At 50.9% G+C, this 23,595-nt stretch carries 23 protein-coding genes; 14 read left to right on the top strand and 9 right to left on the bottom strand.

The features are described 5' to 3' along the window. Positions 1–229 precede the first annotated feature (229 nt). On the top strand, positions 230–1,138 hold the full coding sequence (locus tag AC5JLP_RS12770; protein WP_496068291.1) for a Ycf66 family protein: 909 nt from the start codon (positions 230–232) through the stop codon (positions 1,136–1,138). Positions 1,139–1,205: 67 nt separating this feature from the next. Next, a complete protein-coding gene (locus tag AC5JLP_RS12765) occupies positions 1,206–1,832 on the top strand; it encodes a hypothetical protein (RefSeq protein WP_496068290.1) in 627 nt (208 codons plus the stop codon). Between the two features lie 268 nt (positions 1,833–2,100). Here AC5JLP_RS12765 and AC5JLP_RS12760 read toward each other — a convergent pair whose 3' ends face one another. The 3 genes from AC5JLP_RS12760 to AC5JLP_RS12750 are packed head-to-tail and all read right to left on the bottom strand — an operon-like array spanning position 2,101 to position 6,669. Continuing rightward, positions 2,101–3,246, bottom strand: coding sequence for a CO2 hydration protein (locus AC5JLP_RS12760; RefSeq protein WP_496068289.1), 1,146 nt, complete (start codon positions 3,244–3,246; stop codon positions 2,101–2,103). 39 nt (positions 3,247–3,285) lie between these two features. Continuing rightward, a complete protein-coding gene (locus tag AC5JLP_RS12755) occupies positions 3,286–4,818 on the bottom strand; it encodes an NADH-quinone oxidoreductase subunit M (RefSeq protein ID WP_496068288.1) in 1,533 nt (510 codons plus the stop codon). 15 nt (positions 4,819–4,833) lie between these two features. Beyond that, positions 4,834–6,669: an NAD(P)H-quinone oxidoreductase subunit F gene (locus AC5JLP_RS12750; RefSeq protein WP_496068287.1), complete on the bottom strand. Its 1,836-nt coding sequence runs from the start codon at positions 6,667–6,669 to the stop codon at positions 4,834–4,836. A gap of 725 nt (positions 6,670–7,394) precedes the next feature. Between AC5JLP_RS12750 and AC5JLP_RS12745 the strand changes: the two genes are divergently transcribed. From AC5JLP_RS12745 to ccmO, 6 genes are all read left to right on the top strand, one after another. Continuing rightward, positions 7,395–7,703 carry a carbon dioxide-concentrating mechanism protein CcmK gene (locus AC5JLP_RS12745; RefSeq protein ID WP_496068286.1) on the top strand — a complete coding sequence of 103 codons (309 nt, stop codon included), beginning with the start codon at positions 7,395–7,397 and terminating at the stop codon, positions 7,701–7,703. Between the two features lie 188 nt (positions 7,704–7,891). Then, positions 7,892–8,245 (top strand): carbon dioxide-concentrating mechanism protein CcmK, encoded by a 354-nt coding sequence (locus AC5JLP_RS12740; protein ID WP_106256501.1) that lies wholly within the window; start codon positions 7,892–7,894, stop codon positions 8,243–8,245. A 20-nt stretch (positions 8,246–8,265) separates the two neighbouring features. Then, complete coding sequence (gene ccmL / locus AC5JLP_RS12735) at positions 8,266–8,568, top strand: beta-carboxysome shell vertex protein CcmL (RefSeq protein ID WP_496068285.1); 303 nt, start codon at positions 8,266–8,268, stop codon at positions 8,566–8,568. Between the two features lie 284 nt (positions 8,569–8,852). Next, positions 8,853–10,844 (top strand): beta-carboxysome scaffolding protein CcmM, encoded by a 1,992-nt coding sequence (ccmM, locus tag AC5JLP_RS12730; protein ID WP_496068284.1) that lies wholly within the window; start codon positions 8,853–8,855, stop codon positions 10,842–10,844. A gap of 162 nt (positions 10,845–11,006) precedes the next feature. After that, entirely contained in the window at positions 11,007–11,579 is a 573-nt protein-coding gene (ccmN, locus tag AC5JLP_RS12725) for a beta-carboxysome scaffolding protein CcmN (protein WP_496068283.1), read from the top strand. Positions 11,580–11,745: 166 nt separating this feature from the next. Then, complete coding sequence (ccmO, locus tag AC5JLP_RS12720) at positions 11,746–12,501, top strand: beta-carboxysome assembly protein CcmO (RefSeq protein ID WP_496068282.1); 756 nt, start codon at positions 11,746–11,748, stop codon at positions 12,499–12,501. 207 nt (positions 12,502–12,708) lie between these two features. On the opposite strand, the gene AC5JLP_RS12715 is transcribed toward ccmO, so the two are convergent. The 4 genes from AC5JLP_RS12715 to AC5JLP_RS12700 form a co-directional block, all read right to left on the bottom strand. Beyond that, positions 12,709–13,602, bottom strand: coding sequence for a phytanoyl-CoA dioxygenase family protein (locus tag AC5JLP_RS12715; protein WP_496068281.1), 894 nt, complete (start codon positions 13,600–13,602; stop codon positions 12,709–12,711). 126 nt (positions 13,603–13,728) lie between these two features. After that, positions 13,729–14,751, bottom strand: coding sequence for a glycosyltransferase family 2 protein (locus tag AC5JLP_RS12710; protein ID WP_496068280.1), 1,023 nt, complete (start codon positions 14,749–14,751; stop codon positions 13,729–13,731). A 629-nt stretch (positions 14,752–15,380) separates the two neighbouring features. Continuing rightward, a complete protein-coding gene (locus AC5JLP_RS12705) occupies positions 15,381–16,298 on the bottom strand; it encodes a GlcNAc-transferase family protein (RefSeq protein WP_496068279.1) in 918 nt (305 codons plus the stop codon). Positions 16,299–16,510: 212 nt separating this feature from the next. Then, positions 16,511–17,137: a hypothetical protein gene (locus AC5JLP_RS12700; protein WP_496068278.1), complete on the bottom strand. Its 627-nt coding sequence runs from the start codon at positions 17,135–17,137 to the stop codon at positions 16,511–16,513. A 159-nt stretch (positions 17,138–17,296) separates the two neighbouring features. Here AC5JLP_RS12700 and AC5JLP_RS12695 point away from each other — a divergent pair, with 159 nt between their 5' ends. Then, positions 17,297–18,232 (top strand): YihY/virulence factor BrkB family protein, encoded by a 936-nt coding sequence (locus AC5JLP_RS12695; RefSeq protein ID WP_496068277.1) that lies wholly within the window; start codon positions 17,297–17,299, stop codon positions 18,230–18,232. A gap of 131 nt (positions 18,233–18,363) precedes the next feature. Further along, positions 18,364–19,584 (top strand): ABC transporter substrate-binding protein, encoded by a 1,221-nt coding sequence (locus AC5JLP_RS12690; protein WP_496068276.1) that lies wholly within the window; start codon positions 18,364–18,366, stop codon positions 19,582–19,584. Between the two features lie 187 nt (positions 19,585–19,771). Here AC5JLP_RS12690 and AC5JLP_RS12685 read toward each other — a convergent pair whose 3' ends face one another. Together AC5JLP_RS12685 and AC5JLP_RS12680 are read right to left on the bottom strand one after the other, a co-directional pair. Further along, the gene (locus AC5JLP_RS12685) at positions 19,772–20,107 is read right to left on the bottom strand and encodes a hypothetical protein (RefSeq protein WP_496068324.1); all 336 of its coding nucleotides are present in this window, start codon (positions 20,105–20,107) and stop codon (positions 19,772–19,774) included. Further along, positions 20,071–20,388, bottom strand: a complete 318-nt coding sequence (locus AC5JLP_RS12680) for a WD40 repeat domain-containing protein (protein ID WP_496068275.1) — start codon at positions 20,386–20,388, stop codon at positions 20,071–20,073. The genes AC5JLP_RS12685 and AC5JLP_RS12680 overlap by 37 nt, the downstream gene beginning before the upstream one ends. Between AC5JLP_RS12680 and AC5JLP_RS12675 the strand changes: the two genes are divergently transcribed. The 4 genes from AC5JLP_RS12675 (at position 20,299) to AC5JLP_RS12660 (ending at position 23,547) form a co-directional block, all read left to right on the top strand. Next, positions 20,299–20,784 carry a hypothetical protein gene (locus AC5JLP_RS12675; protein ID WP_496068323.1) on the top strand — a complete coding sequence of 162 codons (486 nt, stop codon included), beginning with the start codon at positions 20,299–20,301 and terminating at the stop codon, positions 20,782–20,784. The two genes, AC5JLP_RS12680 and AC5JLP_RS12675, sit on opposite strands and share 90 nt — an antisense overlap. A gap of 77 nt (positions 20,785–20,861) precedes the next feature. After that, entirely contained in the window at positions 20,862–21,332 is a 471-nt protein-coding gene (locus tag AC5JLP_RS12670) for a M67 family metallopeptidase (protein ID WP_496068274.1), read from the top strand. A 52-nt stretch (positions 21,333–21,384) separates the two neighbouring features. Further along, positions 21,385–22,560 (top strand): molybdopterin-synthase adenylyltransferase MoeB, encoded by a 1,176-nt coding sequence (moeB, locus tag AC5JLP_RS12665; RefSeq protein WP_496068273.1) that lies wholly within the window; start codon positions 21,385–21,387, stop codon positions 22,558–22,560. A gap of 72 nt (positions 22,561–22,632) precedes the next feature. Next, a complete protein-coding gene (locus AC5JLP_RS12660; RefSeq protein WP_496068272.1) occupies positions 22,633–23,547 on the top strand; it encodes a type II secretion system F family protein in 915 nt (304 codons plus the stop codon). Positions 23,548–23,595: the final 48 nt, after the last annotated feature.

The following is a 23,595-nucleotide window of genomic DNA, read 5'->3' as shown; positions in this document are numbered from 1 at the left end:
GCTTGGGTCTTATCCCCTAAAGGGTAGCTCGAACCGTCTTAGTTCGCTTGGAAGATAATCTTAAGCTGTATGGTTTGAACGCTAGAGTGGAGATGTGACAGCAGGGAAAACGGAATACAGTTTGGGCTTGAGGCGGTTCCAGTCTGAGAAAAATTAATCGCTGAAACTTCAACACTCCCTGACAGAATCGATCTATAAATAGTTGTTTGGCATCGTTTGGAGCAGCCGTATGCTGGCATATATTCTGGCATTTGTCGTTGGGTTGAGCAGCGTTGCACTTTATATGGCGGCGTTCTTTTTCCCAGAGGTTCATCGTAAGCACGACTTCCTCTGGAGTGGCTTGGGCATGTTTTATGCGCTAGTGCTGTGGGTTTGTGCAGGGCGCATTACGGGCGGCGTACTGCTAGGACAAACGGCGAGTGTGGTCTTACTTGGCTGGATGGGCTGGCAGACACTTGAGCTGAGACGGCAGGTTGCACCAGTAGATCAGCAAACGGCTGTACCCACTCCTGCCGAATGGCGAGCGGCACTGTCTCAGACGTGGGAGGGACTATCGAAATCTAAGGTGCTGGCACCGATCGCTCAGCCGATCGGCAAACAGGCTGCAAAGCTGACAGCGTGGGTCGAGGCACTTGTGACGACGACCACCACACCCACCAGTACGCCACCCCCTGCTGTAGAAGAGCACCCCTATGTGCCGCTAACGCCTGCTGATTTTGCCAATGCCCGTCAAAAGGCTGTGCCGTCCTCCAAAACGATCGCGGCTGATACGGCGGTGGTACAGTTTGATGGCGATGGGCAACTAAACGAGAAGGAGCCGTCGAAGGAGAGTACGTTAGCTGCGATCGCCAAACAAGTCCAGGGTTCATTTAAGGGACTGACTGCCAAACGTGAGAGCAAACCAGTCTACGTTAGAAAGCAATTTCGTACTCCTGAAGCTGATGCGGTTGGTGCAGATACGGCTGCTTCAGATGCTACGAGCATTCCTGCTGTTTCAGAGTCTTCACCAGAGTCACCCATTTTGGAGGAGCCGCCGACGTTAGAGGCGATCGACGTGACGTTCACCGAGACCCAAAACCCAGCAGCACCCAACACCGCTGATGCTAAACCTGCTTCTGAAACCGAGCCGTCACCGTAAGCGATCGCGGTTCCCGTTATCCGTTAGCTTAGGGTTGTTGCGATTGAAATGGTAATGAAAAGACTGTATGACTGCTGACCTGGTTTCTCCATCGGCTAGCTTTTTAGCGGTCTTAACTAAGGCCGCAGTTGCCTTTCAAGCGAAGGCGAACGATCGCCCGACGGCTTCAGCCGTTGTGAACGCTTTGCTACAAGCAGAAAAAGCCGCAAAACAAGAGCATCTACTCTACCCCTTCGAGCCATTGTTGGGGACTTGGCAGTTGTGCTTTGCCACAGGTACACGAAAGGTGCGGCGTGGTGGAATTGTCCTGGGAAATGGGTTCTATGTACCCAAGTTTGCGGTGGCTCAAATTTCCTTTCAGGCAGAGGCTAGCGATGCGGCGATCGGAAAAGGGACGATCGACAATCAGGTTGAGGTTGGCCCAGTGCTGCTACGGTTCACTGGCCCAGCGCATTACCTGGGCAAGAAGAATTTGCTGGCCTTTGACTTTACCCACGTACAACTGACTGTGCTGAGCAAAGCCATTTACAATGGCGCAGTACCAGGACGTAAGGTCACACAAAACATTTACGCACAATCCGCTCGCAGTCTTCCCTTTTTTGCCTTTTTCAGAGTCACTCCGACGTTGATTGCGGCTCGTGGGCGTGGTGGTGGCTTAGCACTGTGGGTGAATGTGGCGAATGATGAGGATTGATGTGACGATCGCTCTACTTAGCGATCGTGCGTTCAGTCGGTTACTTTCAATTGGTCAGGACTTACGCAAATTCTCTAAAACTAGCGCCCCAGCCCCCAAATTTGGGGGAGCAAGCACTCAAAGTCCCCCAGAATTGGGAGCTTAAAGCCCTTTGGGCGTACAAGAAAAGGGGGCAACTGCGTAAGTCCTATTGGTATGAGATCCCTCGTAGGAGACGCACGACTGTACGTCCGCACCTCAACATTACACGTTCACTCATTTCTCGCTCTTAAGCGATCGACTGCACATTGGGCAAGCGAGATTGGACAAAGCGATCCATCCAGCCCTCCAGATACGTTTGATTTTGCCGCTGCTGCTCTGGATCGGTTGTTTCTAAGGGGAAAGGAGCTAACCCTAGAATCGTAGCGGTGGTGACACAGAACATTGACTTCTGGAACGTCTCGCAGATTTTGACCCGCAAATCGTCTTCACCCCGTAGGCCACGGCGATAGATTTCGTGCAGATACTCTGGCAGATAGTGCCGCATGTCTTGCATCAGCAAGGTGGGAGGAATGCCAGCACCCCCGATCGGCAGCGGATCAGCATACAGCGCACCATAGGCAAAGCGGCCTTGATCAGGCGAAATTTGGTGCGCCTGTGCATTGTATGAAACTGTGCCGGAAAAAGGCGTACCCCGGAAGAAGACGGCCTCTACGTAAGGCACCGCCACATCGGGCAAAAACGTTAACCCGGTTGAGGCTGGAATAATGTCGTAGGACTGCTTGCGCAGCTTGACCGTATAGGTGATGGGTAGGCTTGCAGCAGCGACCAGCCCTGCTTTGATATGGTCAACGACCTGCGGGATAGACTGAATCTCGCCGCGATCGTAGCGATCGGAGAGTTCCAGAAACATTTCACTCATCACCTTCCAAAATTGACCCAGCCCGCTGTAGTAGGACAGTTGCCGTACTTGCTCAGGCAAAAAATCTGGAAACAAGCGATCTAACCCTATGAGTAAGGGATTTCCCTTGATTCTTGCCTGAATGGCTGACTGCGCCTGTGCCCTAAATTCTGACGAATCTAGATAGGCGTCTAAACCGCCGCCACCATGCCAGAACATAGCTTTCATGCAGTATTCGGCATACTCAAAGTTGATGCGATTGTGCTGCCAGTGGCGTAACAGCCTGGCTAAGGAAACATCGCCATTGAAATATTTGAAAAACGGGAAAAAGACGAGGAATTGATGTTCAGCGATGTAAAGAAGATTCTGGTAATAAGCCTCCAGTACAATGCCATAACTCTTGAGAATGCCCACCACTTCCAACACGTTTTGGGGCGTGTCTGGCAGTAGCGCATCGCCCGCTTTCAAGCGATTGATATACCCCGCTAACGGATGCGATGACGATTGAGCGGCTACGTTGAGCGTATCGGTCATGATGATTCAAACGAGACGAAGGGCTGAGGGATGAAGTATCTATTCCATTATTTCCGCTTTTAGCGTTTGTTTAGCAACCACTTGTTTAACAACTACAGAGGCTTGCGCGATCGCCAAGCGATCACTTATCAGGGTTTTGGTGGTCGTCTCACTATAGTGAACTAACCAGTTCGGTTGTAATCCCAGCACCACGATTAAGGCAGCGAGAAGCATGGCTGGGGCGCGATCGTTCCAGGAGACTGGCGGCAGATTTTCGGCGCTTTCCGACAGCCGCCCAAAGAACGCGCGGTTGACCAACAGCAAAAAATACACGGCTGTGAGACCCGTTCCCACCATGCAGAGCAGCGTCTGCACTGGAAAGATGGGAAAACTGCCTCGAAACACCAAAAACTCTGAAATAAAGCCCACCATGCCAGGGATGCCAGAGCTTGCCATCACTCCAATGATCATCAGGCTGCCAATGAGGGGCAAACCTCGCTCAGGATTGAGCAGACCCCGCAGCGCCTCTAGATTGCGAGTGCCTGTTTTTTGATAGACGACCCCTACGAGCAGAAAGAGCATCGCTGCAATCAGTCCGTGGCTAACCATCTGGCAAACGGAGGCCAAAAGACTCAGCGGTGTAGCGGCAGCAGCAGCCAGCAGCACATAGCCCATATGCGCGATCGAGCTATAGGCCACCATCTTTTTCATATCCGTTTGGGCGATCGCCATAAACGCCCCATAAAGGACACTGACTGCTGCCCAGGTTGCCAGCCAGGGTGCCAACACGGCCCACGCTTCAGGAAAAAGCCCTAACCCAAACCGCAGCAAGCCATAGGTACCCAGTTTCAGCAGCACGCCCGCTAAGAGCACCGAAATAGGCGTTGATGCTTCCACATGAGCATCGGGCAACCAGGTATGGAAAGGCACCAGGGGAATTTTGATGCCAAACCCGATCAAGATTGCCCCCAACAGGACAAACTGCTGACCCAGGGGCAAAACCTGCGTTAACAACACCTGGTAGTCGAAGCTGGGGGCACCCGTCAGCAGCGCCAATCCCAAAAACGCAGCCAGGATCAAAATGCCTGAAATGGCGGTGTAAATCAGAAACTTGGTTGCAGCATAACCCCGGTTTGCTCCGCCCCAAATGGCAATCAGCAGATAAAGCGGAATGAGTTCGATCTCATAGAACAAAAAGAACAGCAACAAATTCTGGGCAAGAAAGGCGGCTGTCACGCTGGCATTGAGCAGCAATAGCAAGATGAAATAAAGCCGAGGGCGATTGACTGAGGGCTCTCCACCCGCGATCGCAATCGCCGTCAACAAACCGTTCAGGGCAATTAACGGTAAGGATAAGCCATCAACCCCCAGTTCATAGGTCAAACCCAGTGGTTCAATCCAGACCAAATGCTCTGCAAACTGCATGCCTGCATCCCCGACTGCAAACTGGGTACCGAGCACGATCGTCAGCAGAAACACGCTGCCAACCGTGAGTAACGCCACCAGCCGTGCTCGTGATGGAATCAGCGGTTCAACGCCAAACCCAATGAGCAACACGCCCAAAATCGGTATCCAGATTAACGCACTGAGCATGATGCCACTCCAGAGTTACCACGCGAACCAAATTAAGAACCCACCCAGCAGACTAACAGCCACTAAAATCGTGAGCAAATAGGCCTGAGATTGTCCGGTAATGCTGTATTTCAGGCTTTCGCCGCTGAAGATAGAGGCAATCCCCAAGAAATTAACCATGCCATCCACAATGTAGCGATCGCACCAGTTGCTGAAGCGCGCCATCAGCACGACACCTTTTACCACACTCACTGCATAGAGCCGTTCAACGTAGAAGTCATACGACAGTAAATCTTGCAAGACGCGCCAAGGCAAATGCACCGATCGTGACCAGGCTTTGTGGAGATAAATGGTGGAACCCAGCGCACAGCCAACAATACCTGATAGCACCAGAAGTAGCGCCGCCGTATGGTTGAAATACGCCCAGTCAGGTAAAACAGACAGGCGATCCATCATCACTGGGGTCAGCAGCGTCACAATGATCAACGACACCATTGGGACAGCCATCGCCCAACCCACCTCTGGTGCACGTCGCGTCTTCGGCTGGGATGAACCCAAAAACACTAATCGAAAAACACGCGTCAAATTCAACGCTGTCAGGGCGTTGACCACCAGCACAACCCCAACCAGCAGCGGATCAGCCGTCCAAAAGTCATCCATGCCCAACCGCAGCGCCCAGAAACCACCCAGCGGCAGAATCCCTATCAAACCAGCAGACGCCATGACATACGCAGAGGTAGTGACTGGCATGCGTGACCATAGCCCACCCATCTCAGTCAAGTCCTGGTTATGCGTGGTAGTAATCACCGAGCCAACGCTCATAAACATCAGGGCTTTCGAGATGGCGTGAGCAAAGAGCAACATCAACGCAAAGCCTGTCCATTGAGTCCCGATGGCGATAAAAACCAAGCCTAAATAAGCACTGGTTGAGTGTGACAACGCTCGCTTGATGTCGATTTGCGCGATCGCCACTAACGAAGCTCCGATTGCCGTTGTTGCGCCAATCACGACTAGCGCCGATAGGGCGATCGGCGAAAGATTCAAGATCGGCTGAAGCTTGATCAACACATAAGCACCACAGGCAACCACTACTGAGTTACGCAAAATCGACGCTGGGTTAGGGCCTTCCATCGCCTCATCCAACCAGAGGTGGAGGGGGAACTGCGCACATTTTCCGGTTGGCCCAGCAATCAAAGCAAACCCCAGCAGCGTTGCTGTCGTAGGGGCCAATGTCACCGTATCAGCCCACTCGTAAAGCTCAGAGAAACTGCCCGTGCCGCTCAAGGTAAAAAGGGCAACAACCCCCATCAGCAGTAGGATGTCGCCGACTCGCTTAGTCAAAAATGCATCTCGCGCCGCCGTTACCACCAGCGGTTGAGCATACCAAAAGCCAACCAATAAATACGTTGAAAGAGTCAGCATCTCCAGCAGCGCATAGGTCAGCAGCAGCGAATTACTAATGGCTAACCCACTCATAGCTCCTTCAAAGAACCCCATGAGGCCAAAAAACCGCGCTAGTGCCCAATCTTTTTCCATGTATCCCAGAGCAAACAGTTGCGCTAACAGACTTAGTCCTGTGACCAATTCCATCGCACCAACGCTCACTGCCGAAATATCCAGCACGAAGGTTAGATCTAAATCTGCTGCATGAAACCAATGGAAGACGATCGCCTGGGGCGGCTGGTTCCAGGTTGCCCTGAACACAATAGCGCCGTGTAAAAACGACAGCACCGTCATAAATAAGTTGAAATAAGCAGCAGGTCTGGGGCCAGTATGACGGACAATTCCAGTTGACCAGGGCAGCGTCAGGATTGCACCGATTAGCCCATAACAAGGCACCCACCAACTTGATTGGAGGAGAAACTGAATCATTGAAAGACCATCGCACCGAAACTTAAGTAATCTTTCTAGCCTTTAAAGGCTCACTTCAAATCGCTTTAGCAAGGTTTCAAGAACCTCAAACTTTTGCTCAAACTTTTAATTAATTATCAACGAGTTAGCTGAGCACTTTAATTGTCTTTACTTTAGCGTAAGACCGACACTCTAGAACAGCAAAATCTCGGTCAATAGTCGCGATCGCAGACCGTTGCAACAGCATTGTCACCCGTCTAATACGTCATAACAAATGTATCTTCTTCTTGTATAGATAAAAAATTATGTAAACTATTGTAAATAATCTATCAAAATGCGACAACCAGGTTTGCTCGTTAACTCGAAGATAAGGAATGGCGCTCGTCTACCGTTTACCTCCCAACGTATAGAGGTTTCAGCTCATTAAAGAGACCTGTCAACGACAACTGCTGCATCAGCATCAGCCTCAAAAACCTGGATAAATAATGAGAAATTATTGACCCTCTGGCAGAATACATAGCGAGAGACCCGATTAAATCAGTTTTACTAATAACTAAAATCTAAAAATATTATTTACAGTTATATTGCCAAATGTAAGACAATCGCTCTATTCTTAAATGAAGATACCCAAAGCTGCAAAAGAGCTTTAATAATGGCATTTTCCGTCATAATTTTAAGCGGTATCTCTGTCAAGCATTATTACCAAATATTTGCAAGATAACTCTGTAGGAAGGGAGTAGGAGGATATGCCAATTGCTGTTGGAATGATTGAGACAAAGAGCTTCCCTGCGGTTGTGGAAGCCGCGGATGCAATGGTCAAAGCTGCCCGCGTAACTTTAGTCGGTTATGAGAAGATTGGTAGTGCACGTGTCACAGTAATTGTGCGCGGTGATGTTTCAGAAGTGCAGGCATCGATCGCGGCTGGCGTTGACTCGGCAAACCGGGTAAATGGTGGTGAGGTCTTGTCTACTCACATCATCGCGCGCCCTCATGAAAATCTGGAATACGTACTACCAATCCGCTACACCGAAGCTGTTGAGCAGTTTCGCGTCTAGCGAAGGCAGGATGCTTCATCCAACATTTTCCGCAAGGCTGGATTCTTGATTGCACCCTTCACGCAGGCTTTAGACCGTTCGCACTGGATATTTCCACTGGCAAACCTGGTTTCGGCCTTATGTTAAGCGTTCAGGCACGAAGCCAGACTGTTTACTGTTTTTGACTAATTATTTAGGGAGTACGACTCATGGCGATTGCTGTTGGAATGATTGAAACGCTCGGTTTTCCCGCTGTTGTGGAAGCTGCCGATGCAATGGTAAAAGCGGCTCGCGTTACGCTGGTAGGCTACGAAAAAATTGGTAGCGGTCGCGTGACGGTGATTGTGCGTGGCGATGTTTCGGAAGTGCAAGCTTCAGTTGCGGCTGGTGTTGATAACGTCAAGCGTGTGAGCGGTGGGCAGGTGCTCTCAACTCACATCATCGCTCGTCCCCACGAAAACCTGGAGTATGTGCTCCCCATCCGCTACACCGATGAAGTGGAGCAGTTCCGGGATAGCGTCAGCGGTAGAGCGATTCACGCTGGCCCTTACACCAGACCATAACGAACGCAAAAGAAAGCAGCATGCAGATTGCAAAAGTCCGTGGCACGGTTGTCAGCACTCAGAAAGAGCCAAGCTTGAGTGGTGTGAAGTTTCTCCTCCTGCAATTTATGGATGAGGAAGGCGCTCCATTACCACGCTATGAAGTGGCTGCCGATCAGGTTGGTGCTGGGATGGATGAGTGGGTTCTGGTTAGCTGTGGTAGTGCTGCTCGTCAGGTGGCGGGCAGCGAACACCGTCCGATCGATGCGGTGGTAGTGGGGATTATTGACACGGTTAGTGTGGACGATCGTCGCCTTTACAACAAGCGAGACGATTACCGCTAGTGCTGCACTCCAGGCTCTCGCGTTCACTCTTCAGAGCGCTGATTCTGGTGCGGTCAAGGCGGCATCAGAGCTTCCTTTAAGGGTTTGGCGCGGACAGGCTCCGAGTTCAGGGATGTCTTTTATGCGCCCTCAACGAAGGAGCGCGGGCCTCAGCAAAAGGATTGTCCTACGGCAGTGTTTGCTCTGGCCTATCGCCTAGCGTTTCAGTCTTAGCAGATGCTTGCGACTGGCTCCTTCACGCCATTGGTGTGCACTCGCTAAATTTTTCATAGGAGAATCTGTTTATGGTCGCTCGTAGTGCTGCGGCTCCCCCCACTCCCTGGTCGAAGAGTCTGACTACTCCACAAATTGACAAAACCGCCTACGTGCATTCGTTCTCGAATATCATTGGGGATGTTTACGTCGGCGAAAAAGTATTGATTGCGCCTGGAACGTCCATCCGCGCAGATGAGGGCAGCCCCTTTCATATCGGTAACGGTACGAATGTTCAAGACGGTGTGGTAGTTCACGGTTTAGAGCGTGGGCGAGTGGTTGGTGATGACAGCAATCTTTACTCTGTTTGGATTGGAGATAATGCCTCTATCACCCACATGGCGCTGATTCACGGTCCTGCTTATGTTGGCAACGACTGTTTTATCGGGTTCCGCTCTACGGTATTTAATGCGCGGGTAGGTCAGGGCAGCATTGTAATGATGCATGTGCTGATTCAGGATGTTGAAATTCCACCTGGGAAGTATGTTGCTTCGGGGTCGGTGATTACCAACCAGCAACAGGCCGATCGCCTTCCTGATGTTCAGGCAGGCGATGTTAAGTTTGCAACCCATGTGTTGGGTATTAATGACGCGCTGCGATCGGGCTATCACTGCGCTGACAATCTTAGTTGTATAGCATCTGTGAGGGATGAGATGACGCGGGCTTACGAATCGAGCGGGTCGAGCAGCCACACACGCCTAAGTGCAGACGTGGTGCAACAGGTACGTCAATTGCTGGCTCAAAATTTTCGCATTGGCACCGAACATGCCGATGTACGACGGTTTCAATCGGCTTCTTGGACAAGCTGTGCACCTATTCAGGCCACACGAGAATCAGAAGTTTTTGCCGCACTGGAAGCCTGTTTAGCTGAACATAGCAAAGATTATGTGCGGTTGATTGGCATTGATCCAGGTGCCAAGCGCCGGGTGTTTGAATCCATTATCCAACGGCCCAACGGGCGAACGGGTGATCAAACGCAAACATCGTCTGCTTCTTATGCCAGCCATACTAATCGCTCTGGCTCCAACGCTGGCTCTGGTAATAACGGCTCTCAGGGTGCAGGGTTAAGTCAGGACGCGATCGTTCAGGTACGTCAGTGGCTGGCTCAAGGCTATCAAATTGGCTCCGAGCATGCCGATAAACGGCGCTTTCAGACCAGTTCTTGGCAGAGCTGCGGGGCGATTAACTCTCAGCGCGAAGGCGATATCCTTGCCGCTTTGGAGCAGTGTCTGGCTGAGCATAGTGGAGAATACGTGCGGTTGATTGGAGTCGATAAGCAGGCTAAACGCCGAGTGGGTGAACTGATCGTTCAGCGACCAGGGATGGCCTCATCGCCGTCTAGTTACCAGGCTTCCTCTAGTCAGGGTCAGGGAGGATATGCTGCGCCTTCAGCAGGTTTAGGCGCAGACGTAGTTGCTCAGGTCAGGCAACTGCTGGCACAGGGGCATCAAGTCGGGATGGAACACGCCGATAAGCGGCGCTTTCAAACCAGCTCATGGCAAACCTGTGGCGCGGTCGATTCCAGACGCGAAGCCGATGTGTTAGGAGCGCTTGAGCGTTGTATCGCTGAGCATAACGGTGAATATGTCCGTTTGATTGGGGTAGATACGCAAGCGAAGCGGCGAGTGGTCGAGATGATTATTCAACGACCGGGCGGGGCTGGTGCAAGTCAGGCTGGTGCGACAACTAGCAATGGCGATCGTTCTAGCTCTGCCAGCGCTGGTCCTGCTTACAGTAGTTACACCCCTGCCCCACCAGGTTTAAGCCAGGAAGCGGTTGAGCAAGTTCGTCGAGCACTGGCTCAGGGCTACCAGATTAGTACCGAGTATGCCGATGAGCGTCGGTTTAAAACGAGTTCGTGGCAAACGGGCGGCGTGATTCAAGCAAAGCGTGAAAGTGAGGTGCTAGCTGCCTTGTCCGCGGTGATTTCTGAACACAGCCGTGCGTATGTCCGACTGGTTGGCACGGACACCGATTCGAAACGACGAGTGCTGGAAACGATGCTTCAGCGCCCTAGTAAATGATTGCTTTGAGCGCTGGCAGGGTTGCTTGTTCTATCTTCAGGTCTTGCTATCCGATCTGAGTGGGTGAATAGAATCTGTGGTTAATGGCTAAAAGCCACTGCTGATGGCCATTAGTCGCAGCAACCAACAGCTTTCTAGTGTTCAAATGAGGTTCTCATTCTCATGTATGTGCCGTCGCTACAACCTGTTACCAGTGATCACTTCTGTGTGAGTGGCGATGTCACGATCCATCCAACGGCTGTCATTGCGGCTGGTGTTTTGCTGCAAGCAGATCCAGGTAGCTGCATCAGAATTGGTGCAGGTGCTTGCCTGGGTATGGGAACGGTGCTTCATGCCCATCAGGGTACGCTAGAGGTGGAAGCTGAAGCCACGATCGGTGCGGGAGTGCTGATCATCGGCGAGGGCAAGATTGGAGCTAGCGCTTGTATTGGTGCGGCTTCCACCATCTGGAATCATTCGATCGATCGTGGTGAAATGGTTCCCCCCTTGTCCCTTCTGGGTATGCCCGATCATGCAATGACTGTAGCGGCAGAGTCACCCAATCCTCCCCCAGCTTCTCCTGTACCTGTGGCACAGCAGGAGCCGCCAAATGGAACGGTTGAAACTGCTTTAAGCCAGCCAACCGCAGAAATTCAGCTTAGTTTTAGCACGCCAGTTTATGGGCAGGAAAATCTCAACCGTTTGCTATCAACGTTATTGCCACACCGACAAACGTTTTTGAAAGGGCAGGAATGAGCACGTAAGGCCATTAGTACGCAAGCTCATCAGGCGTTTGAAGCATGATGCATCCTAGACGGTTGGCGCTTGAGGGGTGTAGAAAGCGAGTGAGCGTCACACTTTAGTGAGTTCTCTCAACCAGGAGCCAAAGTCTACAATCTAAGAAGCGGTAACGAGGATTAAGATGGAGGGCGGTAAATCTATTCCAGACGATTTCAGCGATCGCGCTTTAGGGTTAGTATCCACGCAAAGTTTTCCAGCGATTGTGGGCACAGCAGACATGATGCTGAAGTCAGCCGAGGTTGCTCTAGTCGGATACGAAAAAATCGGCAGTGGGCATTGCACCGCGATCGTTCGGGGCGGTATCTCCGACGTCCGGTTAGCCGTTGCGGCAGGTGTAGAGGCGGCGGAACAGTTTGGTCAACTGGTGTCTAGTTTAGTGATTCCTCGCCCCTTCCCCAACCTGGAAGCCGTACTGCCGATCGGCAAACTACTTGCTGAGTTTGCTCAAGGCAGTCAATCGAGTCGGTTAAGCAATCAGGCGATCGGCTTACTGGAAACGCGAGGTTTTCCAGCGATGGTGGGAGCCGCAGATGTTATGTTGAAATCTGCCGATGTGCAACTCTCTGCCCACGAAACGATCGGCGCAGGGTTGTGCACGGTGATTATTCGAGGTGCGGTAGCCGATGTTGCTGTCGCTGTAGAAGCTGGGATGCATGAGGCAGAACGCATCGGCGAACTGCATGCGGTGATGGTGATTCCGCGCCCCTTGAGTGACTTGGAGCAAACGCTGCCGATCGCAAGCTGCTGGCTCGAACAACCCCAGCCACTGCGTCTACCGCTTACAGCCAAACAACCAGCAGAAGCCGAACTGGTTGCCTTGCCGAATCTGGAGCCACTGCCCGCTCAGCTAGAAGTGCAACAGGTTGAAGAACCGTAGGCTAAACATGGGACGCAACAAGGCAGAAGGCAGTATTGTTCAACCTTATGAGGAATTCTGACTTCTGATTTTGGGTACGTTACACCGATTTAAAGTAGATTTCACAATAAAGCCGTTGGTAGGGATCTTACATGTAACGTCCCTACCAACGGCTCGGCAAGACAGGAAATTTAAATTGATATTCGATGTCTCGTTTATGGGACATTTTTATGGCATTGCTGGCACTGAGGATTCCGTTTGGGGTTGGAATTGCTCTGGTCGAGCATAGGTCCGATCGCTATACTGCTTGCAGTCTTGTGGTCTTAAGGGATCTTGCGCTGTGTAGACAAAGAAGAGTGCCGATCGTCCTTGTGTGCGAGATTTGCCATGATGAAACACGGCAACGGGGTCAGAAAACAACACCGTTCCAGCGGCACCGACACAGGTATGCCAGTCTGCACGAGGGACGATCGCAGCCATCTCTTCATCCGTAATTCCCATGTCATAGGGATTTGTCTCAATGCGCTTGGCGAAGCTGGCTTGAATGCGTCGGACGATCGCAGCGGGCGTTTTTGAGCGAGGAATATACTCGTAAGGCCCCGTCTCTATTGCCACATCTGACAAATACACAAAGAGCTTAATCACACGGCGATCTTCTAAATCTCGGTGCCAGAACTCAGTAGTAACAGGATGCTCATTGGCGAAGTCGCGCCGAAGATGCACGCCCTGAAACGCGACGGGCAGCCCAATGTAGCTTTCAATGATATTGAGCAATCGTTGATTTTGCGCCCATTGGCTGAATGCAGGCAAGTCGGTCACCGTAAAAATTTGTGGGTAAGCAGGATTTTCAGTGGTACCCCAGGTGCTCAGATCTGTGCGGCTTGCCAGGTCTGCTTGCATCTTAACCAGGAGCTTTTCTGCTTCCTCCAGCATGGGTGTGGTGAAGGGTAGCCCCAACCCTTCCAACGATGTTACAAAAGCGCCCTCTTGGCGGCATGCCTCTGCAATGAGCCGATCTTGTGCCGTGAGCGCGGGCAATTTTTTGGCATGCTGACGGAGTGCCCCCATGTATTTGATTTCAGACAAAAGGCGATCGACTTTTCGACGAATAACGTTCAGCATGAAATGACACTAACTGAAGTGAACAGGAAAACGATTCAGATAAAGACAGGGAAGAAACTTTAGGATCAAAAATGCTCTCGCATGAAATTAAGGGATAGCCAGTGGCTGTAGGCGATCGCATAAAGCTCACCGCCACTGCTCACGCTCTGTTGCAATGGTGTAAGCGATTTCAGAACGCCCGACTGGTTCAGACGTCTCTCTAAGTTTGCTCGCTTCTAAGGCCGATGATCCCAACGAAGCAATCATAAACGCGCCGACCGCTGCCATTTCTAAAGGCCAATCTTTGAAGGGGCGCAAGTATCCCAACAAGTCTGTACGACACCAGTAAAAGTAGCTGCCCAGGCTCTTTGCAATGACTCGCCGGGCCATTTGATGAGAATAACCAATCTCTTGAAGCTTCCAACACACTTCAGGGATATCTTTGGCTAATGACCGAGTGTGGATCTTTTTCTCACTTTCCCACTGACTTGCCCCACAAATACAAACAAGGTGTTTGTTTTGAGTGACAAAAATATCACCTTGAGTCGCGCAATAGCCTGTCCAAAACGCCATGCCGCCCCAATTTTTGACACTTTCGGGCCACATCTTCAGGGCTGTCTGAGCAAGTTCGGTACGGAAAATTGTCGCGGAGAGAAAGATGACACCGCCTACGGTATAGTGACCCTCGATACAGCGCTGAAAGGCTGCTTTACCGGGAACAGGGCTCTGCTCAAAATCAGTTGGCAACCAAAGATCGGGGTTGTACTGATCGAGCGTTTTATAGTAAGCTGCGTAGTTCAAATACAGTAAGCCAAGCTCAGGATTCTTTTTAAGCGTCTGAATGATGAAAGAAACGGTACCCGCATCGATTGGATCATCGTCACCCAACGTCCAGGTAAAGCGACTGCTTGAATCACTTAAACAAAGGGCAAGATTTCTCATGCCACCAATATTTTCCTGATTGCGAACGGACCTCAAAGTCGCTTCACCAAGCACTTGCTGCCACTCATGAATGATAGCTTGAGTATGATCAGTCGAACAGTTGTCATAGACTGTAATCTCGCAGTCATCTTCAAAGCCCTTAATTTCTTGTGCTAACCAAGCAAGCTGTATCTGTAGTTGGGGCGCTCGATTGTAGGTAGGAATGGCGATTGAAAGTAGTTTCGTCATAACCAATGATGTGCTAGAGATGTACGTTTTCTTTGGCAGGGCGATAACAGGTGAATGTAGGGGCAAGCCAGGGCGATGGGGGAGGTTCAATCAAGCGGTTTCAAAACTCAATGCGTGTTACCGGGCACAACGGTTGGGTTTTCATGATGTAAGGAGGCACCGTTGAAGGACTTCCAGCAACTAACCCTTAACGAATTGGCTCTGTAGCTAAGAAAATAAACCAATCAATACAGCTGTTGATAGAGTCTTTGTTGTATCTTCACCTTAAATAAAAAGGTTGCTTGTTTTGAGCTTACATTATCTTTACGATAAGTCTATTTTGCTTAGAAACCAAAATCAGCGGCTCTATGCCTCGGCAATTTCCACTGACATAAATAACAGAACATTAGCAGTGGGATTCGTGAATTTAGAGGTAGCTTGTTCTAAGCTTTAAATAAGGCCATTACCTGACGAAAAGCATTAGGTAAAGTGTTAGGCAAAGCATTAGTTAAGTAGAGCTTGCATTAAGCTAATGCTCTTTCAAGGCGGTTAGCAGTCAGCGGTTAGCCCATCCAGCAGGTTCACTTTCATTGTATCCATTTCGTTATTTGTGAAAGGCCGCAGTGGAGATATAGTGAGTAGATTTGCTGTTAGAAGAAATACTGACCGAATAATGGCTGTCCACTTCTGGCACCAGCGGTTAACTGTTGACGTTGGAAGTCAACGCCGCTGAACTGCTCATAGCTACTCAGACTTCGCTGTGTGCCTAACCCATAGCGATCGAGGCTGATCTGGCTTGATGCTTCAATTTGCAAAAGGTGCTTTAAGCGCTGATGGGCCACTTGATCGAGCCGCCACCAGTAATCATGCTCTTCCCAATGTCTCGGCTTGCCAGGGCGGGTATATTCGTGATAGCAAGTGACCTGATTGGGATGGTAGATGTCCCAACCATGAGTCCAAGCTCTGACTGCTAGATTGATTTCCTCTCCTTGAAAATAAAGCTGTGGATCGTAGGGAACGTCCTGAAGCATTTGGGAGGGGGCAAACCAGAAGCCTGCTGCTATAAACATGCCGAGCTGTGGTTTTATGTCGTAGCACAGGCTGGCACCACTAGCTAGGCTCAAAATACCTTGTTCTGTAAAGTGAGAGGCCACCAGCCGTGTGGGTTCGCCAGGATGTAAGTGATTGGGTGGGGTGTAGGCAGGTGGGTAGGCCGTGAGTAACGGCTTGGCACTAGGGCAATGCATCAGCATGTGCAGCAGCAATTCATCCCAACCATGCACAAAGCGCATGTGGCTATCAATTTGAAGGGTGTAAGGCTCACCATCCCAAAGTGACTGAGTTTTCGATCGCGCCCAACACACGCCACGGCTGCGATCGGCGTCCACTAACAATAGACGACAACAGGATAAATACTCTACTGGGAGAGGATCAATTCCTGGCTTCCCCTGCCAGACAATGCCAAAGGACAAATTCTGTGGGTAAACCGCCTTTTGAATAGCATCCTTGACCGTAGCCGTTAATTCTGGGTCACGATAGCTAGCAATTTGAATAAAGATGTGAGACACGCGATGAAAGGCTCTAGAGAAGAGGTTCTAGCATAGTAGAACAGGGTGCGAGAGTACTTTCCCTGTCGAGGGAGATACCCTGCACCCGTTTTGATTCCATTGCTCACACCACCGAATTAGTGCCGTTTTGAAGCCGCTGATTAGACAAGGTGAGGCGCGATCGCCCTACTGATTAGAGTCATGACAACGGAAGCACATGCTCAGCAACAACTCTAGGGGCAAAGCACCAAATTGCTGCTGCCACCAGGGAAGCCATTGGAGACCCAACCGGCCGTTGGTTTCGCAATCTGTACCCAGTTACGACCATCGGGACCTCGTTTCGAGGTGGCTGGCGTAGTGGACAAATCAACACGCTCTAAATTCGCTACACCGCCAACGGTGGCAGAATCGGGCGTCGCCTCTCTGCGGATGGCTAAGCCCAAGGGTTGCATGACACGACGGCACGTGTTGCCTGTAGGGGGGGTTGTTCCACTGCACGGTTTAAGGCTTGCTGTCTGCAAATAGCCGCTAACAGGGCTACTGATGCCGATAAAGCCACTGCTACCGTTGTCTGCTAGAGTCACTTTGGTTTCAGCGTTGAGGGTGCTAACCACAGCGCTTGTGGTGGTGGCTTGCTTGTAAACAGAAACTTTTTTGTTGACGGCGCGGCATTGCCCAATCAATGAGCCTTGAGCGGGAGCGGCTGGCTGGCTGGTGGGTGCGGGTTGGCTTGTGGGTGCAGCAGTCGGGCTGGGGTCAGCGCCGAAAGCGGGAATGCTGATGCTCATCGCTGTGATTGCAGCCACCATTGCACCAGCAGATAGTTGGAAAGATACGAGTCGTTTCATCGATGTTTTCATTGATCATTGTCCTCTTCAAATTCAAAGCACGAGGTTTAATTGTTTGCGGCAAAATTCCTGCACTGAATCTTACACGCAAAGGCGTAATCCACAGCTAAAAAGCGTAAGGAGTGTAACGTTTGGGATAATGAAACAAATTCGTTGTCATCAGACGTGTGGATGGCTCACCGCTGTCAGCTTTCAGCTATGTTGAAGATTCGCTTCTTCCGCTTTTTTCGGTATCTCACGCCAGTCACGCTACATGAGATTTTTAAGCGGACTGGTCAGCAACGGTTGCCTGGTCTTGCGTCGGAGATGGCATACAATGCGATGTTGGCATTGTTTCCTGGTATCTTGGCGCTGCTGACAGCGATCGGCCTGATTGGGTTTTCTCAAGCCACGTTTCAAGACCTTGCCAGCCAGGTGAGCCGCATAGCGCCACAAGATGCGCTGACGCTCATTCAAAACTTTATTGGCGAAATTGGTACGCAACGGAATCAGGGGCTTTTTTCTGTCAGCTTCATTGTGGCGCTATGGGCCGCTTCGGGGGTGCTCAGTGCGGCGATGATCGCGCTTGATCAGATTTATCAGGTGCCATTGCATAAAGTACGCCCTTTTTGGAAGGCAAAGCTGGTGTCGTTAGGGTTAACGCTGGGTACCATTCAATTGCTGATTTTTGCGTCTGTACTGGTTTTTATCAGTGACTTTATTGTGCAGGTCGTGGCACAAAGCAGTGGTACCTTGCAACCAGGACTCCTCGCGGTGTGGCGGCTGTTTACTTGGCCTGTGGCGTTGGGCATCATTGCTCTTGCCTGCGGGTTTATTTACCGCTATGGGCCAAGTCGCTGGACGGCTGGAACGCCGATTCTTCCAGGCGCTGTTGTAGCAGCCGTTTGCTGGGCCTTGCTTTCGGGCCTGTTTCGCTTTTACGTTTCCCATTTTGGGAGCTACAACCGCGCTTATGGAGCGATCGGGGCCGTGATTGTCTTGCTGCTATGGCTCTATCTCAGTTCGCTGATGATGCTGATTGGTGCTCAGTTGAATGTCACGATCGGTGAGGCGATGCAGCGGCAGCAGCAAAAAGCCAGCTCTGAGTCTCGATCGAACATACTCTAAAGTGATTTTCAATAGGGGAAGATGAGTATAGAAGGAGACGCAGGTCAAGCATGCAAATTCATCGTTATTTAGCAGGGTGTTTCTTGTGTTTCTGTTTGCTTGTCTTACCTGGCTGTCAGTCTACTGTGGTAATGCCTAACACCACGCGCCTGACTCTGTGGCAAGGAGTCAATCCACCCTCCAATCGAGCTGTATTACAGCAGTTAGTAGACCAGTTTAATCTTGAGCATCCGACGATTCATGTAGAGTCCCTTTACGTTGGGCAGAGTGACCAGCAATTGCCCAAAATCTTGGCGGCGATCGTGGGCAATGCGGCTCCCGATTTGCTCTGGTATTCACCATTGCTGACAGGTCAATTGGTTGAACTTGAGGCGATCCGTCCCTTAGAGGATTGGTTTAACGTCTCACCTCTACGACAACAGCTTGATCCCACCCTCCTTGAGAGTATGGCGCTTGAAGACCATCTCTGGTCGATTCCCTTTGGCACTAACAACGTTGGCGTCTACTACCGCCCTAGCCTGTTTCGAGCAGCGGGAATCAACGCTCTACCTAAGACGTGGGCAGAGTTTCGCCAGGTTGCCCGCCGGCTTACGCGCGATATAGATGGGGATGGACGGATTGACCAGCACGGCATGTTGCTTCCTTTAGGCAAAGGCGAGTGGACGGTGTTTATGTGGCTCCCGTTTTTGTGGAGCGGTGGAGGATCGCTGGAGGGAGGAGAGGGTGTGAGGGTGCAAGGGGAGCAGGGGAAAAGTGTCCAAGCGTTCAAGTCTCAAGCTTCAACCAGCTTGGTGAGCGATGGCGCGATCGCGGCTCTGCAATTTTGGCGTGATTTAATTGATGATGGTTCGGTTGAACTATCTACGCCGGAACGGGGTTATGAGCTGGATGGGTTTCTGGCGGGTAGAGTTGCTATGCAGCTATCGGGACCCTGGACGCTAGGACAGCTTGAGCAGACGGGGGTAGACTTTGGAGTGTTACCGATTCCCAGCCAGGTGACTCAGGCAACGGCGATCGGGGGTGAAAACCTGTTTTTGCTTAAAACCACGCCTGAACGCGAACAGGCGGCCCGAATTTTTGCAGCATATGTGATGAGTGAGCTGTTTCAAACGCAGTGGGCGATCGCAACGGGGTACTTGCCCACAAATCTAAAATCTCGGCAAAGCAAAGCTTATCAGGACTACAAAGCAAAGCAACCCGTTGTGGATGTCTTTTTGTCACAGGCTCCTTACGGACGATCGCGCCCGATTTTCTCTAGCTATAATCGCATCTCAGAACAATTGGGACGGGCGATCGAGGCGGTGCTCTTAGGGCGTAGTACACCGAGCGATGCTTTAACAGCGGCTCACTAAAACTGTGACTTAAGCCAAGCCTTTGCCGTCTAATAAGGCATCCTTTTGCCGCAGGTCAACCTGAAATACCGATTCTTCCGTTGAGCAATCGCAGCCGTTTTCTACTTGGTTCAGCCATCCATTTGCCGAAAGTCTAAATCTAGAGCAACCCGTTGCCAAAAGTTCAAGCCCTTCTCATAAGAAAAAGTTATATTTTATCGCTAACGGCTCCTAAAGCCCTCAGAGTCATTCTTTGAGCTTCGTTGAGTCCGATGCTATGGCTGATATTCATACCCTCATAGGGGCGCGGTACTCTTAAGGTTGATTGGCACAATAGTGTTTCAAGGCTCCAACGTTTGATTGTCTCGTCAAAACTGCCGCTAAAGAGGGATGAGGTGGATTGCAGTGGGACGACTTTTGGGGAATCTGCATCGGCTTGATTGCCACTGTCCTTTGCAGGCACGTTCAATTGGCACATCATTGTTGAAACTAAGTCGGTATGTCCTTTCAGTACCTGAGCGCACTTACCAGTTTTAACAGCCATTTGCCATTGGAACTAAAGGCAACCGAGATGACAGGAGCTGTATGCTCTTCTAGAGTTTGGATACATTTGCCTGCATCCAGATCCCAAAGTTTGATCGTACGATCGTAGCTGCCACTGGCTAAGAGTGGTCTTTGTGGATGGAATGCCACTGACCAAACCCAGCTACTATGGCCCTGTAGAGTATTGAGGCAGTGTCCGGTTTGCCAGTGCCACAGCTTGATGGTGCCATCGGCGCTACCACTCGCCAAGGTAATCTCATTCGATTTCCGGTTGAGCTGCATCTAGAAGAGGCGATCGCACGTATCACAGTCGATGATGAAGACACTTACACTACTGGGCGGTTTGACATTCTGGCGATCAATAAAGCCGCACCGCGAGAGGGTAAGCCGTTTGGGATTTTGATCATTGAGGTGAAGAATAGCTCCATCTCATTAACGCCTGGGCTACCCCAACTGCTCACCTATGCACATCAGAGTTTGATGCATCAAGACTCAGTATGGGGCTGGATTACAAATGGTACAGACTATCAGTTTGTGTCTTTGCGACAGGGGAGTACACCAACCTATCAGTTAATGCCAACGCTGCACCTTTTTGAACCCGATCGTGCCTTACAACTCCTGCAAACATTGAAAGCACTTTGTCAGTTGCAAGGGCAACCAAAGCCAGCCGTTGCTTAAGCATTTTAGACAACTCACATATCTAGAGTAATCCTGTCCTAGAATAGATAGTCTGTAATGCAACGATCGAGGCTTTTGTGTCCTTAACGCTTCACCCTGACCACTTGCAGGCCATTCAAGCCCACGCTGATCGCACCTATCCCGAAGAGTGCTGTGGTTTGCTGTTGGGCACGATCGCCGCTGATGAGAAGGTCGTGCATGAGGTTTACACAACACCCAACGCGTGGGATCAAGATGTGGCCACTGTCCTCAACGATCGAGAAGGCTTGACGAAGACTCGTCGTTATTGGATTGCGCCGGAAGATTCGCTAGCAGCCATGCGCGAAGCACATCAGCGCGATTTGGATATTATTGGCATTTATCATTCCCATCCTGACCATCCAGCAATCCCTTCAGAGTGCGATCGCGCGATCGCCTGGTCACAATACTCTTACCTGATTGTCTCCGTTGAGCAAGGCACTGCGATCGACTGTCGCAGTTGGATACTAAACGAGCAACACCAATTTGACCCCGAAACTATCCAACTTGCTGCACTGGCTCGAATGTGAAGCCGTTCAGCAATCTGGTTCCATCCTTCTTATCCTTTAGCTTTTCTCTACCATGCTAAATCCCGATCTGAATGACATTCAACTGACTAAAGAAGAGTACGAACGGTACTCGCGGCACCTGATCTTGCCTGAAGTGGGGCTAGAAGGGCAGAAGCGCCTCAAAGCCGCCAGCGTTTTGTGCATTGGCACGGGTGGACTCGGTTCCCCTCTGCTGCTCTACCTTGCCGCTGCGGGTATCGGACGCATAGGTATTGTGGACTTTGATACGGTCGATTTCTCTAACCTGCAACGACAGGTCATCCACGGGACCTCCTGGGTGGGCAAGCCCAAAATTGAGTCTGCCAAAGACCGCATTCACGAAATCAACCCCTACTGTCAGGTAGACCTTTACGAAACGCGCCTCACCTCTGAGAATGCGCTGGAGTTGTTCAAAGACTACGATGTCATTGTGGATGGAACGGACAACTTCCCGACCCGCTATCTCGTTAACGATGCTTGCGTGCTGCTCGACAAGCCTAACGTCTACGGCTCCATCTTTCGGTTTGAAGGGCAGGCAACCGTCTTTAACTACGAAGGTGGCCCCAACTATCGTGACCTCTATCCCGAACCACCTCCACCCGGATTAGTTCCTTCCTGTGCTGAAGGTGGCGTGTTGGGCATTCTGCCGGGGATCATCGGTGTGATTCAGGCGACGGAAACGGTCAAAATCATTCTCGGCAAGGGCACTACGCTTAGCGGTCGTCTACTGCTGTACGATGCCTTGAACATGAGCTTCCGGGAACTCAAGCTGCGCCCTAATCCCGTTCGTCCCGTTATTGAAAAGCTGGTTGACTACGAAGAATTCTGTGGCATTCCCCAAGCAAAAGCCGCTGAGGCAAAGGAGCAAGCTGGTATGCAAGAAATAACCGTGCAAGAACTCAAGCAATTGTTGGATAGCGATGCGAACGATTACGTCCTGCTGGATGTTCGCAACCCACACGAGTACGAGATTGCGAAGATTCCCGGTGCCGTGTTAGTGCCGCTGCCTGATATTGAGAATGGCGCTGGCGTGAGTCAGGTGAAGGATCTGTTGAATGGTCATAAGCTCGTCGTGCATTGCAAGATGGGTGGTCGATCGGCTAAGGCGATCGGCATCCTCAAAGAACAAGCAGGCATCGACGGCATCAACGTGAAAGGTGGCATTACGGCATGGAGCCGGGACGTTGATTCGTCGGTACCGGAGTATTAGAGTAGAGGGTTAGGGTGTAGGGCGTAGGCGGAAAAACGCTGTTACCCTACACCCCACACCCCATCCCCCTTCATGCTGGAAAACGCTCGTTTCTTTCATCAGTTTGCGGCCTTGCTGAATGCTGGCATTCCTGTGCAGCAAAGTTTAGGCATGGCGGGAAAGGATGGTAGTGCAACCTTACAGCGCATCCTGAAAGAAGCCAGTTTGAAGATTGAAATGGGTCAAGATCTGGCGACCTCACTGGAAGGACGATCGCCCTACTTTGACGGCTGGACGATCGCCCTGATTCGATCAGCCGAATACAGTGGCTCATTGGCAGACACCTTTGAGCGATTGGCGATCGGATTTGAAACTGAAAGCAAACGGCTACTCTTATACCGCTCCGTACTGCTTCAAAGCTCAATTTGTTTCATGGGTGTAACGGCATTACTAAGCGTCGTACTGCCAAAAGAAGCCATGACATGGTTGACCTTTGGAATTATGTTCTGTGCGTTATTTTTCTTTGCCCATATTGCGACTGCTGGTGCAGGTGTGGTGCTGTATCAGGTCATGTCGAAAATACCGTTGCTCAAAAGGATTGCTCAGGTGCGATCGCTTCTTTACTTCACAGAACTAGAGTTGCCGCTACGGTGTGGCGTACCCATCCTGCAAGCGCTTGAGCTAATTCGTTTGCGCATTCCTGATCTGGCGTTGCGGCAGAGTTTGGCGATCGCGGCTCGTCAGATTCAGGCAGGGCAGAGCTTGAGTCAAAGCCTTGAGGGGAAACTGCCGCCGTTGGCACTGCAAATGCTGCGGACAGGCGAAGAGACGGGCAACCTGGATGAAATGTTGGGCAAACTGTCAGCGTATTACGAAAGCGATCTGGAGCGTCAACTGAAACAGCTAGAGGCAATGCTGCGACCACTGAGCATTCTAGCGGCAGGCTTTTTTGTATTGCTCATCGGCGTTCAAGCCATCACCTCATTACTTAACGCCTTGCCTGATTAAAAAAAGGGGCAAGTAACCTTGCCCCCTCAAATTCATCAATCCTCAACT

The organism is Stenomitos rutilans (assembly GCF_059505485.1).
The sequence above is the reverse complement of the archived record's forward strand: the minus strand, read 5'-3'. Positions and strand labels throughout refer to the sequence as shown.

Bases quoted from the DNA above. Each gene is read 5' to 3' on its own strand.
- AC5JLP_RS12770 (WP_496068291.1), top strand. From the start codon at position 230: ATGCTGGCATATATTCTGGCATTTGTCGTTGGGTTGAGCAGCGTTGCA.
- AC5JLP_RS12765 (WP_496068290.1), top strand. From the start codon at position 1,206: ATGACTGCTGACCTGGTTTCTCCATCGGCTAGCTTTTTAGCGGTCTTA.
- AC5JLP_RS12760 (WP_496068289.1), bottom strand. From the start codon at position 3,246: ATGACCGATACGCTCAACGTAGCCGCTCAATCGTCATCGCATCCGTTA.
- AC5JLP_RS12755 (WP_496068288.1), bottom strand. From the start codon at position 4,818: ATGCTCAGTGCGTTAATCTGGATACCGATTTTGGGCGTGTTGCTCATT.
- AC5JLP_RS12750 (WP_496068287.1), bottom strand. From the start codon at position 6,669: ATGATTCAGTTTCTCCTCCAATCAAGTTGGTGGGTGCCTTGTTATGGG.
- AC5JLP_RS12745 (WP_496068286.1), top strand. From the start codon at position 7,395: ATGCCAATTGCTGTTGGAATGATTGAGACAAAGAGCTTCCCTGCGGTT.
- AC5JLP_RS12740 (WP_106256501.1), top strand. From the start codon at position 7,892: ATGGCGATTGCTGTTGGAATGATTGAAACGCTCGGTTTTCCCGCTGTT.
- ccmL (WP_496068285.1), top strand. From the start codon at position 8,266: ATGCAGATTGCAAAAGTCCGTGGCACGGTTGTCAGCACTCAGAAAGAG.
- ccmM (WP_496068284.1), top strand. From the start codon at position 8,853: ATGGTCGCTCGTAGTGCTGCGGCTCCCCCCACTCCCTGGTCGAAGAGT.
- ccmN (WP_496068283.1), top strand. From the start codon at position 11,007: ATGTATGTGCCGTCGCTACAACCTGTTACCAGTGATCACTTCTGTGTG.
- ccmO (WP_496068282.1), top strand. From the start codon at position 11,746: ATGGAGGGCGGTAAATCTATTCCAGACGATTTCAGCGATCGCGCTTTA.
- AC5JLP_RS12715 (WP_496068281.1), bottom strand. From the start codon at position 13,602: ATGCTGAACGTTATTCGTCGAAAAGTCGATCGCCTTTTGTCTGAAATC.
- AC5JLP_RS12710 (WP_496068280.1), bottom strand. From the start codon at position 14,751: ATGACGAAACTACTTTCAATCGCCATTCCTACCTACAATCGAGCGCCC.
- AC5JLP_RS12700 (WP_496068278.1), bottom strand. From the start codon at position 17,137: ATGAAAACATCGATGAAACGACTCGTATCTTTCCAACTATCTGCTGGT.
- AC5JLP_RS12695 (WP_496068277.1), top strand. From the start codon at position 17,297: ATGGCTCACCGCTGTCAGCTTTCAGCTATGTTGAAGATTCGCTTCTTC.
- AC5JLP_RS12690 (WP_496068276.1), top strand. From the start codon at position 18,364: ATGCCTAACACCACGCGCCTGACTCTGTGGCAAGGAGTCAATCCACCC.
- AC5JLP_RS12685 (WP_496068324.1), bottom strand. From the start codon at position 20,107: ATGGCTGTTAAAACTGGTAAGTGCGCTCAGGTACTGAAAGGACATACC.
- AC5JLP_RS12680 (WP_496068275.1), bottom strand. From the start codon at position 20,388: ATGCAGCTCAACCGGAAATCGAATGAGATTACCTTGGCGAGTGGTAGC.
- moeB (WP_496068273.1), top strand. From the start codon at position 21,385: ATGCTAAATCCCGATCTGAATGACATTCAACTGACTAAAGAAGAGTAC.
- AC5JLP_RS12660 (WP_496068272.1), top strand. From the start codon at position 22,633: ATGCTGGAAAACGCTCGTTTCTTTCATCAGTTTGCGGCCTTGCTGAAT.